Raw genomic sequence first — 17,524 nt, 5'->3', positions numbered from 1 at the left:
ATACCAAATGCCGGCAGCCTGTTTGATACCGTATTGCTGCAAATTAAACAGCTTAATTTGCAAAATAACGTATATAGGCACTATAAATAAAGCAGGCAAAGGCAATGCCCATAAAAGTAAGGCCCATGTATTTCAATCGTTCAGTATTTTTTTCATTGAGTCTGGCATGTCTGTAAGCATAAATTGATATCAAGGAACATTCCAATAAGATATAAATCGCCTTATCAATTATAAGTGCCTGTGACCAGCCTAATATAAGAAATAAAAAGTTTACTGCGATTAAAATAAGCAGGAGAATATCACGACCGGCTTTTTTTTCCGGCGGATTGGCAGTACTTTTTGTCTTTTCAATTTTTTCACTAATACGCTTTGAATAGCGTGACATTAACATCAATCCTTTTTATTAATTTTTTATATTATAGCATATATTTTATATTATCGTGTAATATCGCAATTTTTTATAATATATTTATAAAATTCATAAAATAATAACAGTTTTTTTCTAAATATGGATTGATACTTTTGCCAATGATTGCTACAATATAACATATGTCTTGTTAAGTTTTATTAAAAATAAAGAATAGAGGTGTACATTTTGCGTCAAATGTATTTGGACGCAAGAACATAATGATTAGACAAAATCGCAACCGAGAAAAATTAGCGAATTATTATAATAGTTTCATGGAAAGCGGTGTAATTGATCCTAACGTGCATCCATGGATTGCTGATTCGTGGCAGGAAAGCAAAGGACTTACGATAGCTGCAAAAAAATTTAATGATGTAAATGGAATGGACAAAGAAAATTTAAAGGCACTTCAAGCACATCACAATGCTGCAATGGAATATATGCAGGATTTTACTGAGGGGATAAAAGATTTTCTGCAGGAATATGATATTTGCCTGCTATTACTCGATAGTGAATGCACAGTATTGAAAAATTATTCTTCCCCTTACAATCGATTGCTTTCTAAAAAAATTGAAGGCATTTGTTTAGACGAAAAAACTGTTGGTACGTTCAGTTCCAATATCACGGCTAAATATAAAAGTTTGTTCTGGATGTTCGGACCGGAAATATGGTTTAAGGAATATCATGATTGTGATACGGGTTCTGCACCGATTATGGTGTGTGGCAATACAGCTTACATAGTCACTGTTTTGTGCCGCGATTATGATAAGCTGCCGCAGGACGGGATAATTGCTTTACTGATGGCAATTAAGACCGGTATGGAAATACATTTAAAACAAAAAATGTTTTTGCAGGCACAAGAAGAAATATTAAATGCTACACCTTTTGCCGTATATCATATTCTTAAAAATGGTGACGTTGCCTATACCAATAAATTAGGAATTTCTCGTCTCGCCGGTATAGGTGCTATTGATGAACAGGCAAAGAAAACCTTAAATCTCAACGATGTGGTATTAAATTATAAGCATACACCCATTTATAAAGGCTTCGAAGGGGTATCGTGCATTAATCAGGAAATAACCTGGACTACCCAGGTAAAAACCTATGAAGATATTACGACAGTAGTTCCGATAAAAGACAGTAATGACGGCAGTATCGACAGTGTTGTGGCCGTTACCATGCCTATCGAAGATCTGCGTATGCTGGTAGCTCATGCTGCCGGTTATACAGCAAAATACAGTCTGGATACCATTGTCGGCATCAGCTCGTCTTGTAAATTAATGAAAGAGCGTGCAGCAAGAGCCGCTAAAAAAAATTATCATATCCTGTTGCAGGGGGAAGCCGGTACCGGTAAACAGCGTCTGGCACACGGCATCCATATGGCAAGTTCTCGTTCACATGGTCCGCTTATATCATTAAATTGCAGTGATATAACACCGGAATTATTAGAACAAGAATTGTTTGGAGCCAAAATGGGCAAGGAGTTGAGTCATCCCGGAAAATTAGAACTGGCAAGCGGCGGCACTTTATTACTTGACGAAATAGAAAAACTACCGTTACAAACAGCTGAACGACTTGCCGATGCCTTGCAGAACAAAAAGATCTGCCGTATCGGTGAAGATGTGGAACGCAGCATCAATGTGCGGATAATTGCTTCATCAGACAGTAATCTGCGTCGTTTATGTGAAAAAAATCTATTTGATAAACGTTTATTTGAGATAATTTCGCATAGTATCATTCATGTGCCTCCATTGAGAAGCCGCAGAGATGACATACCTTTGTTGGCGGAAAGTATTTTAAAGGAACTGTCAGCACAGCACAAATTAAGTACGAAGCAGCTCAGCAGCGAAGCAATAAAGCTGTTATCAGAATATGATTGGCCAGGTAACATCAAACAAATGCAGGGTGTTATTGAAAATGCCGTATTTACCACTATTGATGATACTATCTATGCTGAAGACATAAACCTCATGGGTAACATAAAGCCAGACAGTAAATGGAAAGATGATAAGGATATATTTATGAGTGCTTGGCAGTCCGCCGGTGGCAATATCAGCCGTCTGGCTAATCTATTAAGCGTCAGCAGAGTTACTTTGTATCGTTATATCAAAAAATATGGCGTAAAAAAATAATATGGTATACAAAAAGGGCAGAATAATCTGCCCTTTTTGTATACCATAAATTCATATAAATCAGCTTTTTATCCAGCCTAATTTTTCAAATAACGGAATATAATTTAAACGGCGATAAAAGGAACTGAACGTATCAGCCGTATGAAAAATCGGTATTCGCTCCAAAGCAAAAATATTACTTGAGGTTTCTGCTGTTCCATATTTTATCGTAAAAGCTGCGCGATAACCTGCATCTTTAAGCATTTGCGCTATATATAAGTTATAAGTACCAGTAGGATAAGCAAAATAATATGTATTCTGCCCCAAGTTTTTATCGAGGGCCGCTTTTGATTGAACAATCTCATCTTTTATTTGTTCGTTAGTCAATTCCGTCAAAGAGCGATGTGTAACCGTATGTGATTCAATATAAAAACCATTTTCTTTCAATTCCCTGCATTGATCCCATGTCAGATAATTAGGATATTTATTTAAAAAACTTGTTATTACAAAAACAGTTGCAGTAAAACCATATTTTTTCAATATGGGATAGGCATTTTTATAATTGTCTTCATAACCGTCATCAAAAGTTATAAGGACAGGATTGGGCGGCAATTCTTTACCTTGTTCAAGATTTTCATAAAGATCATCCGGTGTAATTACATTGTAATCATTGTTTTTTAAATAAGCCATCTGTTTATCAAAATCCGCCGGCCTTACAGAAAGAGATATATTGACATCGTCTATTTTATGATAATTTAAAACGATAATACCGTCCTGTCCGGTATTTTCCAATGCCGTGCTGTTCTGCGAAACAACATGCGGACTGGTCAATATCACAGGAATAAAACATAAAAAAATAATGAGAACAATTTTTTTGATCAATGAATAGCGCATGTATTTTATTAATTACTCCTCTCAAAGTTTAACTGATAAATTCATTATAACAATCCTAAAATAATTTTGCCAGTTTATTTTTCTTGCGAAAATAAAACTCATAGGGTATGATTAATAATATATTTGGGACGAACTATGTGTAATGTTTTTATAAAGACAATGCTTACCGGAATTTATCTGTCTGCAAGAAAAATAAGAAACTGTCCAGGTACAGTGAAGTGTATGTTGCTATATTGCACATTTAAACTATGCATCAGATATTTGTGCCGCAGGCAAATCAAAAATTAATTTTGAGATTACGAGTGTATTATTATATATCAAAAGAAGGTTATGTTTAAATGCGTTCGGAAATTTTAACTATTTTACATAAAGCTAACGGTGAATATGTGTCGGGAGCCTATCTGGCAGAGAAACTTTCTGTTTCACGCACTGCCATTTGGAAACATATCTGTATTTTACGAAAAGAAGGATACAATATTGATAGTAAATCACGCAGCGGATACCGTATTATCAGCGCTCCGGACTTACTTACCCCCGGTGAAATAAAAGCTGTTTTACAAACAAAATTTTTGGGCAATGAAATAAAATATTATAAAACTGTTGATTCCACAAATAATGCCGCAAAAAAAGCTGCCTTAGAAGATGCAGCTGAAGGCACCGTCATCGTAAGTGAAGCGCAAGGCAGCGGCAGAGGAAGAATTGGCAGAGGCTGGTTCTCTCCTTCACAAAAGGGAATTTGGTTTTCAATTATCCTGCGTCCGCAATTTCTACCACAGGAGGCACCAAAATGCACCCTTATGGCTGCAGTGGCAATCACTAAGGCAATATCAGCCATTACCGGTGTAGCAGTCGGGATAAAATGGCCAAATGATATTTTGTATAATGGCAAAAAATTAGTAGGTATATTAACCGAAATGAATGCTGAAATGGACAGGATAAACTATGTCATTATCGGTATGGGTGTTAATGTTAATATCAGCGAACAGGACATGCCGGCTGATATTGGCCAAATTGCCACATCACTGCTGCAGATTACCGGTGTCAAAGTATCACGGGCATCGTTGCTGGCGCAGATACTGTTGGAATTGGAAAGAGCCTATTATGATATTAAACAATATGGATTTTCGACAATTCTTGCTGAATGGAAAAAATACTCAGTAACCTTAGGCAATAATGTGAAGGTCATTAGCGTGAATGAAACTTTTTACGGTAAAGCCATTGACATCGATGATTATGGGGCTTTGCTAATTGATACAGGTAAAAAAGTAGTACGGGTATTGGCTGGAGATGTTTCCATACGTTCAGCAAAATAAACAATTAGGAGAGTATAACTGAAAATGTTGTTGGTATTCGACATTGGTAATAGCAATATAGTTTTAGGTACGTATGATGGAAAAAGATTGATGCATCATTGGCGCATTTCGACTGACCGTCAAAAAACAGGTGACGAATACGGGATGCTGATTAATGAATTATTTCGTTTTCAGGGTATCTCGATGTCTGACATCACCGCAATTGTCATTTCATCAGTGGTTCCGCCTCTGGTTGTGCCTATAATAAAAATGTGCCAGCGTTACTTTGGCATAAGACCGCTTTTAGTGGGACCCGGTATCAAAACCGGCATAAAGTTAAAATATGAGAATCCCCGTGATATCGGCGCGGACCGTATCGTTAATGTGCTTGGTGCCTTTGAGCAATACGGCGGACCTTTGATCGTTATTGATATCGGAACAGCCACGACTTTTGATGTAGTCAGTAAAAACGGGGATTTTCTGGGCGGGGCTATTGCCCCCGGGATCGGCATTTCAAGTGAAGCTTTATTCCAACGCGCTGCTAAACTGCCACGTATTGAACTGGTTACCCCCAAGGCTGTCATCTGCCATAACACAATAACAGGTATACAAGCCGGTATCATATTTGGTGCCGTTGGACAGATTGATGGTATTGTCTGCCGTATGAAAAAAGAATTAAATACAGAAATGAAAGTGGTGGCAACCGGCGGACTTGCCAATATGATTGCACGTGAATCCAAAACGATAGACAAGACAGATCATTTTCTTACATTGACCGGACTGCGTGTACTATATGAAAGAAATAAATAGATTATTATATTAAGGAGCATACATAACAAACAAGACATGTTTATTGGTAATTTACAAATTGATACGCCTGTTTTTTTAGCACCAATGGCAGGTGTAACTGATACTGCCTACCGTATTTTAGCCCACCGTATGGGCTGCGGTCTGGTTTATTCAGAAATGGTCAGCGATAAGGGAATCCATTTCAAGAATCAGCATACATTGTCAATGCTTGAGACTGACAAACGCGAACATCCCTTGACTTTACAATTATTTGGTGAAACCCCGGAAAGCATGGCGGAAGCTGCTAAATACGTAGAAGCGTGCGGCTGTGCCGATATAATTGACATTAATATGGGATGTCCTGCTCCTAAAATAGTAAAAAATCATGAAGGCGCTGCCTTAATGCTGGATCCACAACGAGCTTTTGCTATAATGACGGCTGTGAAAAAAGCTGTCAGTCTGCCTGTGACAGTAAAAATGCGCAAGGGCTGGGATGATGAACATATAAATATACTGGACATGGCAAAATTGGCTGAAATGGCCGGAATGGATGCAATAGCCATACACGGTAGAACACGCGAACAATTTTACAGTGGTAATGCTGACTGGCCAATTATTTCCGCAGTAAAACGAATAGTTAAAATTCCGGTCATTGGCAATGGTGATATACGAACATGCCATGATTTGATGACTATTTTTGCTCAGACTCATTGCGATGCAGTCATGATTGGCCGCGCAGCGCAGGGAAATCCATGGATTTTTCATAAATTCAGTGAATTTTTACGAACCGGTCACCAGCCGCCTGACCCTACCATTCAAGAAAGAAAAATGGTTATACTCGAACATCTTGACATGCTTTTGGCTAAAAAAGGCAGTTATATAGGACCGCGTGAAATGCGTAAGCATGCCACATGGTATACGCGTGGTTTACCCGGCGGAGCTGAACTGCGCCGGCAATTCAATTTAGCACAGACACGAAACGATTTTATTGTCATTCTTAATGAAATGGAAAAGTACAATAAAGATATTTGCTAAAAAGTATCATATGTCTTCATAAAAATACCTATTATGTGATAGAATATAAGAAACTGCAAGTATAAGCTATAAAATAATATATTATTTATAGCAGATAATATATCTGCTGTTTATTCTTAACAGCAAGGAGAAAAATATGATTTGTTCTAATTGCAAAAGAGAAATTGGTGATGCGTCTACATGCCCTTACTGTGGTTTTGACAATGGTGTTTCTGTGATGACTGAACGCGAAAAAGATAATTATTCCGGTGTGACCATAGAAGAGGAAAATAACCGCCAGCACAGCCATGCCAGACCACATTATCGACAGTATCACATTTGGAATATATCTTCTAAAAACAGTTGGATGTCACGATTTACTATCGGATTAATCATTTTAGCAGCAATGGCTTTTATGATATTTGTAGCCTTACCATTTTTATCAATAGCTTTATTGTCAATTTTTATAGTATGGGTTATCTTTAAAATTTTGCATTAAACGATAAAAATGTCATTTACCTTATCATTTTTGCTTACATGATTATAAATAGCGGCAGTAACCTGCCGCTATTGTTATTATTTAATAATTGGAGTTTCATTATGATATTTTTTTTAATACTGTTGTTTATAATTTTGACAGTCATTTGTTTTATTGCCCGTTCAGCCCATTATATACCAGTGTTGATGTATCACCGCATCGCAGATGTTAAAAACGACAGGAATAGTTTGTCTGTAAAAAAGTTCGCCTGGCAGCTGAATTATCTGCATAAAAAAAATTATCATACTATAACCTTAAATATGCTGTATGATTTTTATGCCATAAGAAAAAAATTACCGTCTAAATCAATTTTGCTCACCTTTGATGATGGTTACGCTGATAATTATACAGCTGCTTTACCATTATTGGTAAAATATAAGATGACTGCTGTTGTGTTTCCCATTGGCAACTGGATAGGCAAAAAAAATAATTGGGAAAATTTTGGTAAAGAAAAAACAATTACAATGACCAAGGAACAATTGCTGGACTGGCAGCAGCATGGTCAGCTAATTGCTTCACATACAATGACGCATCCTTTTTTAACAAACTGCACTGAATCCAAAATCATTGATGAATTACACGACAGTAGGCAGTTATTGTCCAATGCTTTATCTGCTAACGGTGATTTTTTATGTTATCCGTATGGAAATTTTAATGAATCTGTTGCCGCTGCAGCAAAAAAAACTGGCTACAAAGCTGCTTTTGCCATATTTGAAGGTGTCAATTTATTCCATATTGATTTGTATGCCTTACCACGTATCCCTATTCCGTCACATCAGTCAAAATGGGAATTTATCTTAAAAACAAGCCGCCTGTTTATACTTTTTATAGCTTTACGCAAATGGGAACGCGGTTTTAAGAAATGGCGCCGCAAACGATAAATTATTTTTTTTCCTGAAACAGTCGTCCGTCAATTAAAAAACTTTTTTCCTTTAGGGTCTCTATGATACTTTCCACCGGCATATTGCGCCGTTCGAGCCACCATGCAGCATTCTGCTTGTCGCAAAAACGCCGGATAGTTCGACACCTATAGTGTTCAAATGTTTGTTTTTCTTTGTCACTGCTAAATTCATAAGCCAAAACCGTCTTATCAAATAATGCATCAAGCATACGCAGTTTACCTTCACGTATCCGTTCAGCCTGTTCAACAGCAGAAACCTCTCCCAGTAATGGTTTACAGGCACTCATTATCAGCTGCATTCGGCCTGCTTTTTCTGCGGCTGCAATTGTTTGTTTTTTACGGCGGCAAATTGGACAATCCTGTGATTGATATTTTTTTATTAAAACAGCCTGAGCTTTTGTATCATCAGGCAAATTGACAGTAATATTGTGTCCGCACCTCAAAGTCAGTGTTGTATTCATAGCATTAGCCTCACGTAAAATAATAATTTATTGTTTAATTATACCATTTTAATGGAGTGAATATGTATTCAATAAAAATATTTATAGCATTTTTACTTTGCAGCATGATGCTCTTTTCTACTGTTGATGCTGGTATTGGCAATGAATCGCAGGATTCTGCCAAAGAAAAATTAAATATTATCTGGCAGCCGACGTTTGACACCGCAAATGATTTATCACGTCAGCCTAAAATTGACGGTGTAAACGTCATCTCACCATCATGGCTTACTATCGTCAAACCAAATGGTTTTATTAAAACAACAATAAGTGAAAACTATGTGAAAAGGATCCATGAAAACGGTTATAAGATTTGGCCATTAATTACAAATGACTTTGATAAGGATTTGACGCATGCTTTTTTAAATGATCCGGCAGCACGTGAATATATAATAAGACAGCTGGTATTTTATGCTGAAAAGAATCATTTTGACGGTTATAATTTTGATTTTGAAAATATTTACGAACAGGACCGTAATGCTTTGACTTCTTTCATCAGACAGTCTGCTATTGTACTGCATCGTGAAAATTTGACCTTATCCATGGATATAACCATTCCTTCCGATAATCCGGTATGGTCTAAATGCTATGACCGCAAAGAATTAGCTGAGCCACTTGATTATCTTATCCTTATGGCCTATGATGAACACAGCCGTCTGTCATCGGACAGTGGTTCAGTTGCCTCATATGATTGGGTAAAAAAGGGGTTGGAAGCCACACTTGCCCAAGGAGTCCCCAACGATAAACTTGTGCTGGGAGTCCCCTTATATATGCGCCTTTGGCGGGAAGGTGAGGGCAAGGTAACAGCTCAGACCTTAAGCATGGAATCAGCCCATTCTTTGATCGACAAATATAATTTATCGCCACACTGGCTCGATGATAAAAAACAGTATTATTTCGAATATCAAGATAAAAATTTCCGTTATCGTGTCTGGCAGGAAGATTCCGCTTCATTGAGCCAAAAACTTAATTTAGTCAGCTTGTATAACCTGCCTGGTATTGCCAGCTGGCGCAAGGGATTTGAAACTTCTGACATCTGGCCGTTGTTTAACCGTAAACTGAATGTTGATAAAAACTAATAACATATTTTAGATTATGCTTTTACTATAATAAAAGCATTTATGGTTATTCTTAAAAATACTTTGTAATATATACTATTTTTTGGTAAAATAATTAGTTGATAGTAATATTCATGGTAAATTACTCTGAGAAAGGGGCTTACAATTGTGGGCAAAAAAATTACCATTGATGATTTAACAAAAAAATTACAAGGACCTCATCATAAAATTACACCGCAGCGAAAGGTCGTCTTACAGGTATTTATCGATAATCCTGGCAAACACCTGAGTGCTGAAGACGTTCATTACATTCTGCGAGATAAAGATTATGATATTGGCTTGGCAACTGTTTACCGCAGCCTGGAACTTTTAGCAGATATTAATATCTTGCAAAAAAATGACTTTGGTGATGGCTGCCGTCGCTATGAGCTTAATACGGCCAGTCCCAATGCTCACCAGCATCATCATTTAATTTGCGTAAAATGCGGTAAAGTAAATGAATTTGCTGATGATTTATTGGACGACCTGGAAGCTGATATAATGAAAAAAAGCAATTTTAAAATAACTGACCATCAGGTTACGTTTTATGGGTACTGCAGCGAATGTCAGAAAAAACTATAACCATCGGCAAACTTATAATTGATAATGATAAAGAAATTATCAATAAGATAATCAGAGAAATATTACTTTTATTCAGGTTGTATATTCCTAAAACAGCTGTCCGGCATTGTGATTATTCTGTCATGGAAATAAAAAATACTGTCACTAATGCTGGCGAACTAAAAGTAAACACACGAATCTATTTAACAACAGACGATCGAACGGAGAGTTTGCAGCAAGAAACTGCTGCAAACAGTGATGAAAATTCTAAAGCCGCTGTCAATCGCCTTATAAAATGGAATCTTTATCATCTGCTGAAAACAAAATTTGGCAAGGTAACTGCACCATGGGGAATACTACATGGTGTGCGACCCGCTAAAATTGTTCATCGCTATATTGCCTCTGGTATGCCGCGTGAGACAATAATAAGACGTTTCATTGACGATTATGCCGTCTCACCGGTTAAGGCAGCTTTGCTTACTGATATTGCCTATCGTCAGCTGCCGACAATTGCTTCGTCCGATGCCAGTACAATCAGTATCTATATTGGTATACCATTTTGCTTATCACGCTGTTTGTATTGTTCATTTCCTTCTAACTTGCTGCCGGATGAAACTGTTTTGAATTCATTCATGGCTGCCCTGCATAAAGAAGTAATTTCATTGCAGTCATTGATCATCCGTTATAAGTTAAAAGTGCAGACGATATATATCGGTGGGGGTACTCCCACCAGTCTGCCGGAAAAATATTTTGCAGCATTGCTGAAATATGCGGCATCTTTAAAGACTGTTGATACTGTTGAATTCACTGTGGAGGCAGGACGCCCCGACTCAATTACCCAGGAAAAAATTCTGCTAATGAATAAGTATTGCGTCAACAGAATCAGTGTAAATCCACAAACAATGCAAGAACGAACTTTAAATTTTATCGGACGCAAACACACTCCACAAGATATCATAGATGTCTATCATGTTATCCGCCGGATGAGTTCTGCAAAAATAAATATGGATTTGATATTAGGTCTGCCGGGAGAATCAGATGCAGATACATCCGATACTATAAAAAAAGTTATCGGATTAGCACCGGACGATATAACAGTACATGCCCTGGCAATAAAAAAAGGATCGGCACTGAAACTAAATAAATCCGACATTACTCTGCCAAATGATGCTGTCGTCCAGAAGATGGCCCATATAGTGGAAAATGCTCTGCGTCGCAGTGATTATCAGCCATATTATCTTTATCGTCAGGGATACATGAGTGGTCAACTGGAAAACACAGGTTACTGCAAAAAAGATGCGGCAAGTATATATAATATACAAATAATGAGTGAACACCAGACTATTTTAGGAATAGGCGGCAATGCGTCAACAAAAATAGTAGCTCCGGCGGGAACATATTTAAAGACTTTATTTAACCCGAAAAATTTAGCTGCTTATTTGAAAAGTGTTGATGATTATATTATGCGGCGTGTCTCTTTGATGGAGGAAGTTTACGGAAAATAAGGAGAGATATTAATGCTGACAACTATTCCACGCGGTACAAAGGATATTTTACCGGGTACTGTTCACGAGTGGCGTTATCTGGAAGAAAAAATACGCCGCTTATGTACTGTATTCGGTTTTGAAGAAATACGCACGCCTATGTTTGAACATACAGAATTATTTCTGCGCGGCATAGGTGAAACTACTGATGTTGTTGAAAAAGAAATGTACACATTTTCTGATAGAAGCGGACGCAGCATTACATTACGCCCGGAAAATACTGCTTCAGCCGTTCGGGCTTACCTGCAGAACAAATTATATGCCGATGGTAATATTACCAAGTTATTTTATATTGGTTCAATGTTTCGCTATGATAAACCACAGGCCGGCCGCTACCGTGAATTTCATCAGTTTGGCGTCGAAGCTATCGGAGAACAAAATCCATTAATTGATGCTGAAGTGATAAAGCTTGGTGCCAGCCTCTTAAATCAAATTGGTTTAAACGATATCAAGCTAAAGATAAACTCGGTAGGTTGCCCTAAGTGCCGGCCTGTATATCGAAAGAAATTACAGGCTTTTTTCAAAGATAAATTTGATGAATTATGTGAAGACTGCCAATCACGCTTTAATCGCAATCCCCTGCGAATACTTGATTGCAAAAATCCACACTGCAGGGAATTGTCAATAGGAGCTCCGGCAATAACCGGTAGTCTGTGTGATGAATGTTCCGAACACTTTGCACAGCTGCAGCGCCATCTTACAGCAATTGGTGTAGAATACGCTTTAGATCCACGTTTAGTACGCGGCCTTGACTATTATACCAAGACTGCTTTTGAATTCAAATATACACCTCTGGGAGCTCAAAGTGCTGTTTTAGGCGGAGGCCGCTATGATGGACTCATTGAAGAATGCGGCGGTGCTCCAACACCTGCTGTTGGATTTGCAACCGGATTAGAACGCATTCTGCTGGCACTGGAAACGCAGCATCTTTTGCCGGCCCAAAAAAATACTTGTGATGTATTTATCGTGGCAATGGGTGAAAATGCTACGCAGCCAGCCTTCAAATTACTCCATCAATTACGTGACAGCAATATAGCAGCATCGATGGATTATGCTGGCCGCAGCATGAAGTCTCAAATGAAACAGGCCAATAAAAGCGGAGCCAAGTACACTGTTATCATCGGTGATGATGAATTATCCAAAAATATCGCATCCGTACGCAATATGAAAGATAGTGAACAAATGGAAATTCCATTTGATACATTAATAGATAAGTTAATTTTTGAGGTGAATAAATAATAATGGAAACATTAGAAGGAATGCCCCGCACACATCATTGCGGAAAAATCAGCAAGGCTGACGTAGGAAAGGAAGTAGTCGTATGCGGCTGGGTTTCTCGGCGCCGTGACCATGGTGGATTAATATTTGTTGATCTGCGTGATCGCTCCGGACTTGTACAAACAGTCTACGCTGAAGATAAGATGGGCAAGGATACTTTTCCAAAAGCAGAATCACTGCGTTCAGAATACGTCATAGCTGTCCGTGGCAAGGTTTCGCTGCGTTCCACAGATACCATCAACCCTCATATGCAGACTGGTGAAGTTGAAATATACTGCGAAGAGCTCAGGATACTGAATATTTCTAAAACACCGCCCTTTTACATTCAGGACAACATTGATACTGATGAAACACTGCGTTTAAAATACCGTTATCTCGATTTACGTCGTCCGGAAATGCAAAAAAATATCATTCTGCGTCATCGCGTTACCAAAATAATGCGCGATTATTTTGACAGGAACGATTTTTTGGAAATCGAAACTCCGATGCTTACAAAAAGCACACCGGAAGGTGCCCGTGACTTTTTAGTACCGAGTCGTTTAAATCCGGGTAAATTTTATGCTCTGCCCCAATCACCACAGATTTTTAAACAAATACTGATGCTGGCCGGTTATGAAAAATATTTTCAGATTGTCCGCTGTTTTCGTGATGAAGATTTGCGTGCTGACCGTCAGCCAGAATTTACTCAGCTTGATGTGGAAATGTCCTTTGTCGATCAGGAATATATTCTAAACACAATGGAAAACATGATCGTTGAACTTTTCGATAAAGCCATTGGTGCTAAGGTTCCCGGTCCATTTTTACGCATGACATGGCAGGATGCTATGGATAGATTTGGTTCAGACAAACCAGATATGCGTTTTGGTATGGAACTCATGGATATTTCCGAGTATGTGCGCGGTTCCCAGTTCAAGGTATTTGAATCCGTTCTGCAAAACGGCGGACAGGTTAAAGTCATCAATGTAGCAGGATATGCTAATATACCACGTCGTGAATTGGACGGTTTGGTTGAATATGTTAAAACTTATGGTGCTAAAGGATTAGCCTGGATTCAATATACTGAAACAGAAATAAAATCACCATTTAAAAAATTCTATTCAGAAGAAATTTTTGCCAAAATAAAATCGGCTGTCGGAGCTAAAACTGGTGACTTATTGCTGGTTGTTGCCGATAAACCGCTGATCGTCGCTCAGGCTCTTGGAGCTTTGCGGCTAGAAATGGCTCGTCGCAGAAATCTTATTGACCCCGATAAGTTATCTTTCCTATGGGTAATTGACTTTCCAATGTTTGAATACGATGAAAATGAAAATCGCTGGAAGGCAATGCACCATCCGTTTACTGCTCCTTGTGATGAAGATGTTCAGTATCTCTTAACGGATCCCGGCAGAGTAAAAGCTAAAGCATATGATATGGTCCTGAACGGTACCGAAATCGGCGGCGGTAGTCTGCGTATCTATAATAGTGACTTACAAGAAAAAGTATTTGAAGCCATCGGACTCACACCTGAACAAGCTCGCAGTAAATTCGGTTTCATGCTGGATGCTTTCCAATATGGCACTCCACCGCACGGAGGATTGGCATTTGGTCTGGATCGTCTTGTCATGCTCATGGCAAAATGTGATTCGATCCGTGACGTCATCGCTTTTCCAAAAACACAAAGCGCCTCCTGCCTTATGACCCAGGCACCTTCTGATGTCGATAACAAACAGCTGCGTGAGCTTTCAATAAAAACCACTATTGCTGGCAAAAAACATAAAGAAGATTAATATTGATAAGTACCGTATGAATTTTACGGTACTTATTTCAATTTTCCTATTAATCATTGTAATAATGGACATTTTTAAATAACAGCACCCCAGACAAGACGAAAGGAAAATCTATTATGGAAATTACTGTCAGACCCATCGGCCTTATCGAATCTGAATTTAAAAATACCGCAGAAATACCACGCCAAAGTATCTATGCACCGGAAAAACAAGCACGTCTGAAATTATTGGATGACTATAAAGATGGACTGCAAGGTCTTACCTGCGGAAGTAAAATATTGATTATATTTTACTTTCATCAATCAACTGAAGCTCCTCTTCTGCAAAAACCCTGCCAGAGTGATAAAATCACTGGTGTTTTTTCTATTCGTTCACCACATCGGCCTAATCATATCGGAATATCTGAAGTAAAAATAACAAAAATAGAAAATAACACTATATATTTTACCGGTATTGATATGCTGGATGGCACTCCGGTGCTCGACATAAAACCAGTAATAAGCTAATTTATCAAACAGCCAGGGTGATGATAATGGACCTTAAACAAAATATCCAATATTTAAAAGGTATTGGACCACAAAAATCTAAAGCTTTAAAAAAAATTGGCATTGAAAATATCTATGACCTTTTAACATACTACCCTAAACGCTACAGTGATCAAAGCGAATTAACACCAATCAGCATGGTCAATGCCGGCACTTTAGTAAATATAACGGGACGGATGCTGAACATTCAGGAAAAGGTATCACGTCGCGGCATGAAAATTACAACTGCTCTATTGGCAGATGACAGCGCAACTATTCAAATCATCTGGTTTAATCAACCATTTATTAAAAAAACCTTAAAAATCGGCAGTAATATATTTATCAGAGGTAAGGCTGACTATGCTTATGGTGGTTATGGCCATATGACAATCAATCAGGTAGCTTCATATTCAGTATTAGAAAATAATGAAGTAGAATGTAAATTTTTGCCCTTATATACCCTGCCGGAAACCATAAAGCCAAAATTTTTCCGACAGATCATCAGCACAGTATTAACTGATCTGCAAAAAGTTCCTTGTGCGCTGCCTCTCTCAATAAGGACTAGGTATAAATTGGTAGATAAAAAAACTGCACTGCGATATATTCATCAGCCACAAAATAAAGATGAAATAACAGCTGCTCGCCGTATGCTGATTTTTGAGGAACTTTTTATCATGCAATGCGGCCTGATTTATCGCCGCAAAATCAATAGCCAAAATCGACGCGGCATACGTTATCTGGCAAACAGTAATCTTACAAACAAATTATATCAGCAGCTGCCCTTTAAGCTTACTATTGATCAGCAGAATGTCTGGCGGGAAATCTGTCATGACATGGAATCCCCTATTCCAATGCAGCGGCTCCTGCAAGGTGATGTAGGTTCGGGTAAGACTGTCATTGCATTACTTGCCTTGGTTAAAACAATTGAAAATGGTTATCAAGGAGCTCTTATGGCACCGACCGAAATATTAGCAAAACAACATTTTGTAAATTTTTGCCGGACTTTAACAAAATTGGATATAAAAGTCGGATTACTGACCGGCAGTCTTTCATCCAAGGAACATGAAGATGCATTGGGAAAAATAGCCACCGGAGAATGGCAGATAATCATCGGTACACATGCTTTAATCCAAGACAAAGTTATTTTTGCAAAACTGGGATTTGTCGTGACTGATGAACAGCATAGATTTGGTATCGAACAAAGAGCCCGTTTAGAAACCAAAGCTTCATATACCCCCGATGTACTGGTTATGACAGCCACACCTATACCACGAACAATGACACTTACTGTATATGGCGATCTTGATATATCTTCAATAAAGCATCTGCCACCGGGCAGAAAGCCAATAAGGACTTTTTTACGGACAAAGTCCGCTCGAGATAAAATATACAAATTTGTCTACCAGCAAATAAATGCAGGGAGACAAGCTTATGTTGTTTGTCCTTTAATTGAAACTTCAGAAAATGTTGTTGCCGTCTCGGCAGAAGCAGTTTATGAGGAACTTACTCATACTGTTTTTAAAAATACTTCTTGTGCCTTATTACACGGTAAATTAAATACGAAAAACAAAGAACAAATAATGAATGATTTTTTTACCAATAAAATAAAGCTTTTAGTTTCAACCACCGTAATCGAAGTTGGAGTAAACGTACCTAATGCATCTATAATGGTGATAGAAGGAGCTGACCGTTTTGGCCTGGCTCAACTTCACCAATTAAGAGGAAGAATTGGCCGAGGTCCTTATAATTCTTACTGTATACTTTTATCTGACAACAAAAGTGACAAATCAAAGCAAAGATTGACTTTGATGGAAAAAGTCAACGATGGTTTTAAACTTGCTGAAGCAGATTTACAACTCAGAGGTCCCGGACAATTCTTTGGTACAATGCAGCATGGTTTGCCTGATTTAAAAATTGCCGATGTTTTAAACGATACAGACATTCTGTTAAATGCGCGTAATGAAGCTGAACAATGGTGTCATACACAAAATAATATTGCTGCAATAATTGAAACCATAAAATTACAATATAAAAATAATTTTTTCAAAATATTTGATACGTAACATCATCAAATATTAAATATTAATGAACTTTGCAGATGTTTAATACTTAATATTTATTGGACAATATTTTGTTAAAAATATAATATCATCAAATAGTTCTAATCATATCATAATCACTACTAAATAATATTAACTTTTTATTATAAAAATATTAGTAATCATCACTATTAGGCCTGTATTTAAGCAGCAACTGTTTTAATTATTTATTAATGTATTGATATTACCGATCGATTTTAAATTGCTTAAAAT

At 37.7% G+C, this 17,524-nt stretch carries 16 protein-coding genes; 13 read left to right on the top strand and 3 right to left on the bottom strand.

The genetic code is table 11. The features are described 5' to 3' along the window. Window positions 1–52: 52 nt before the first annotated feature. Entirely contained in the window at window positions 53–385 is a 333-nt protein-coding gene (locus tag I6751_RS04595; protein WP_196591870.1) for a hypothetical protein, read from the bottom strand. A 242-nt stretch (window positions 386–627) separates the two neighbouring features. On the opposite strand from I6751_RS04595, the gene I6751_RS04590 reads away from it, so the two are divergent. Next, window positions 628–2,538, top strand: a complete 1,911-nt coding sequence (locus I6751_RS04590; RefSeq protein ID WP_196591869.1) for a sigma 54-interacting transcriptional regulator — start codon at window positions 628–630, stop codon at window positions 2,536–2,538. A 60-nt stretch (window positions 2,539–2,598) separates the two neighbouring features. Here I6751_RS04590 and I6751_RS04585 read toward each other — a convergent pair whose 3' ends face one another. Beyond that, on the bottom strand, window positions 2,599–3,411 hold the full coding sequence (locus I6751_RS04585) for a polysaccharide deacetylase family protein (RefSeq protein ID WP_196591868.1): 813 nt from the start codon (window positions 3,409–3,411) through the stop codon (window positions 2,599–2,601). A gap of 338 nt (window positions 3,412–3,749) precedes the next feature. On the opposite strand from I6751_RS04585, the gene I6751_RS04580 reads away from it, so the two are divergent. The 5 genes from I6751_RS04580 (at window position 3,750) to I6751_RS04560 (ending at window position 7,925) form a co-directional block, all read left to right on the top strand. Further along, window positions 3,750–4,724 (top strand): biotin--[acetyl-CoA-carboxylase] ligase, encoded by a 975-nt coding sequence (locus I6751_RS04580; RefSeq protein ID WP_196591867.1) that lies wholly within the window; start codon window positions 3,750–3,752, stop codon window positions 4,722–4,724. 24 nt (window positions 4,725–4,748) lie between these two features. Then, on the top strand, window positions 4,749–5,513 hold the full coding sequence (locus I6751_RS04575; protein ID WP_196591866.1) for a type III pantothenate kinase: 765 nt from the start codon (window positions 4,749–4,751) through the stop codon (window positions 5,511–5,513). A gap of 36 nt (window positions 5,514–5,549) precedes the next feature. Continuing rightward, on the top strand, window positions 5,550–6,527 hold the full coding sequence (dusB, locus tag I6751_RS04570) for a tRNA dihydrouridine synthase DusB (RefSeq protein ID WP_196591865.1): 978 nt from the start codon (window positions 5,550–5,552) through the stop codon (window positions 6,525–6,527). A gap of 136 nt (window positions 6,528–6,663) precedes the next feature. Continuing rightward, window positions 6,664–7,005: a hypothetical protein gene (locus I6751_RS04565; protein WP_196591864.1), complete on the top strand. Its 342-nt coding sequence runs from the start codon at window positions 6,664–6,666 to the stop codon at window positions 7,003–7,005. Between the two features lie 101 nt (window positions 7,006–7,106). Then, a complete protein-coding gene (locus tag I6751_RS04560) occupies window positions 7,107–7,925 on the top strand; it encodes a polysaccharide deacetylase family protein (RefSeq protein ID WP_231037959.1) in 819 nt (272 codons plus the stop codon). A 1-nt stretch (window position 7,926) separates the two neighbouring features. Here the strand turns inward: I6751_RS04560 and I6751_RS04555 are convergent, their stop codons facing one another. Then, window positions 7,927–8,406: a hypothetical protein gene (locus I6751_RS04555; RefSeq protein WP_196591863.1), complete on the bottom strand. Its 480-nt coding sequence runs from the start codon at window positions 8,404–8,406 to the stop codon at window positions 7,927–7,929. A 62-nt stretch (window positions 8,407–8,468) separates the two neighbouring features. On the opposite strand from I6751_RS04555, the gene I6751_RS04550 reads away from it, so the two are divergent. From I6751_RS04550 to recG, 7 genes are all read left to right on the top strand, one after another. After that, complete coding sequence (locus I6751_RS04550; protein ID WP_196591862.1) at window positions 8,469–9,521, top strand: glycosyl hydrolase family 18 protein; 1,053 nt, start codon at window positions 8,469–8,471, stop codon at window positions 9,519–9,521. Between the two features lie 147 nt (window positions 9,522–9,668). Continuing rightward, window positions 9,669–10,121, top strand: a complete 453-nt coding sequence (locus tag I6751_RS04545) for a Fur family transcriptional regulator (protein ID WP_182188508.1) — start codon at window positions 9,669–9,671, stop codon at window positions 10,119–10,121. Further along, complete coding sequence (hemZ, locus tag I6751_RS04540; RefSeq protein WP_196591861.1) at window positions 10,103–11,605, top strand: coproporphyrinogen dehydrogenase HemZ; 1,503 nt, start codon at window positions 10,103–10,105, stop codon at window positions 11,603–11,605. The genes I6751_RS04545 and hemZ overlap by 19 nt, the downstream gene beginning before the upstream one ends. 12 nt (window positions 11,606–11,617) lie before the next feature. After that, on the top strand, window positions 11,618–12,883 hold the full coding sequence (gene hisS, locus I6751_RS04535) for a histidine--tRNA ligase (protein WP_196591860.1): 1,266 nt from the start codon (window positions 11,618–11,620) through the stop codon (window positions 12,881–12,883). 2 nt (window positions 12,884–12,885) lie between these two features. After that, window positions 12,886–14,688, top strand: coding sequence for an aspartate--tRNA ligase (gene aspS / locus I6751_RS04530; RefSeq protein ID WP_196591859.1), 1,803 nt, complete (start codon window positions 12,886–12,888; stop codon window positions 14,686–14,688). Window positions 14,689–14,804: 116 nt separating this feature from the next. Beyond that, entirely contained in the window at window positions 14,805–15,194 is a 390-nt protein-coding gene (gene tsaA, locus I6751_RS04525) for a tRNA (N6-threonylcarbamoyladenosine(37)-N6)-methyltransferase TrmO (protein ID WP_196591858.1), read from the top strand. Between the two features lie 17 nt (window positions 15,195–15,211). Beyond that, entirely contained in the window at window positions 15,212–17,275 is a 2,064-nt protein-coding gene (gene recG / locus I6751_RS04520; protein ID WP_330998633.1) for an ATP-dependent DNA helicase RecG, read from the top strand. Window positions 17,276–17,524 lie beyond the last annotated feature (249 nt).

The sequence above is a fragment of the Pectinatus frisingensis genome, from assembly GCF_015732285.1.
GTDB lineage: Bacteria > Bacillota > Negativicutes > Selenomonadales > Selenomonadaceae > Pectinatus > Pectinatus frisingensis.
This window is presented reverse-complemented; position numbering and strand designations above follow the sequence as displayed.

What these genes read in the sequence shown, in the direction of transcription:
- I6751_RS04595 (WP_196591870.1), bottom strand. Translation starts at nt 385, where the DNA reads ATGTCACGCTATTCAAAGCGTATTAGTGAAAAAATTGAAAAGACAAAA.
- I6751_RS04590 (WP_196591869.1), top strand. Translation starts at nt 628, where the DNA reads ATGATTAGACAAAATCGCAACCGAGAAAAATTAGCGAATTATTATAAT.
- I6751_RS04585 (WP_196591868.1), bottom strand. Translation starts at nt 3,411, where the DNA reads ATGCGCTATTCATTGATCAAAAAAATTGTTCTCATTATTTTTTTATGT.
- I6751_RS04580 (WP_196591867.1), top strand. Translation starts at nt 3,750, where the DNA reads ATGCGTTCGGAAATTTTAACTATTTTACATAAAGCTAACGGTGAATAT.
- I6751_RS04575 (WP_196591866.1), top strand. Translation starts at nt 4,749, where the DNA reads ATGTTGTTGGTATTCGACATTGGTAATAGCAATATAGTTTTAGGTACG.
- dusB (WP_196591865.1), top strand. Translation starts at nt 5,550, where the DNA reads ATGTTTATTGGTAATTTACAAATTGATACGCCTGTTTTTTTAGCACCA.
- I6751_RS04565 (WP_196591864.1), top strand. Translation starts at nt 6,664, where the DNA reads ATGATTTGTTCTAATTGCAAAAGAGAAATTGGTGATGCGTCTACATGC.
- I6751_RS04560 (WP_231037959.1), top strand. Translation starts at nt 7,107, where the DNA reads ATGATATTTTTTTTAATACTGTTGTTTATAATTTTGACAGTCATTTGT.
- I6751_RS04555 (WP_196591863.1), bottom strand. Translation starts at nt 8,406, where the DNA reads ATGAATACAACACTGACTTTGAGGTGCGGACACAATATTACTGTCAAT.
- I6751_RS04550 (WP_196591862.1), top strand. Translation starts at nt 8,469, where the DNA reads ATGTATTCAATAAAAATATTTATAGCATTTTTACTTTGCAGCATGATG.
- hemZ (WP_196591861.1), top strand. Translation starts at nt 10,103, where the DNA reads ATGTCAGAAAAAACTATAACCATCGGCAAACTTATAATTGATAATGAT.
- hisS (WP_196591860.1), top strand. Translation starts at nt 11,618, where the DNA reads ATGCTGACAACTATTCCACGCGGTACAAAGGATATTTTACCGGGTACT.
- aspS (WP_196591859.1), top strand. Translation starts at nt 12,886, where the DNA reads ATGGAAACATTAGAAGGAATGCCCCGCACACATCATTGCGGAAAAATC.
- tsaA (WP_196591858.1), top strand. Translation starts at nt 14,805, where the DNA reads ATGGAAATTACTGTCAGACCCATCGGCCTTATCGAATCTGAATTTAAA.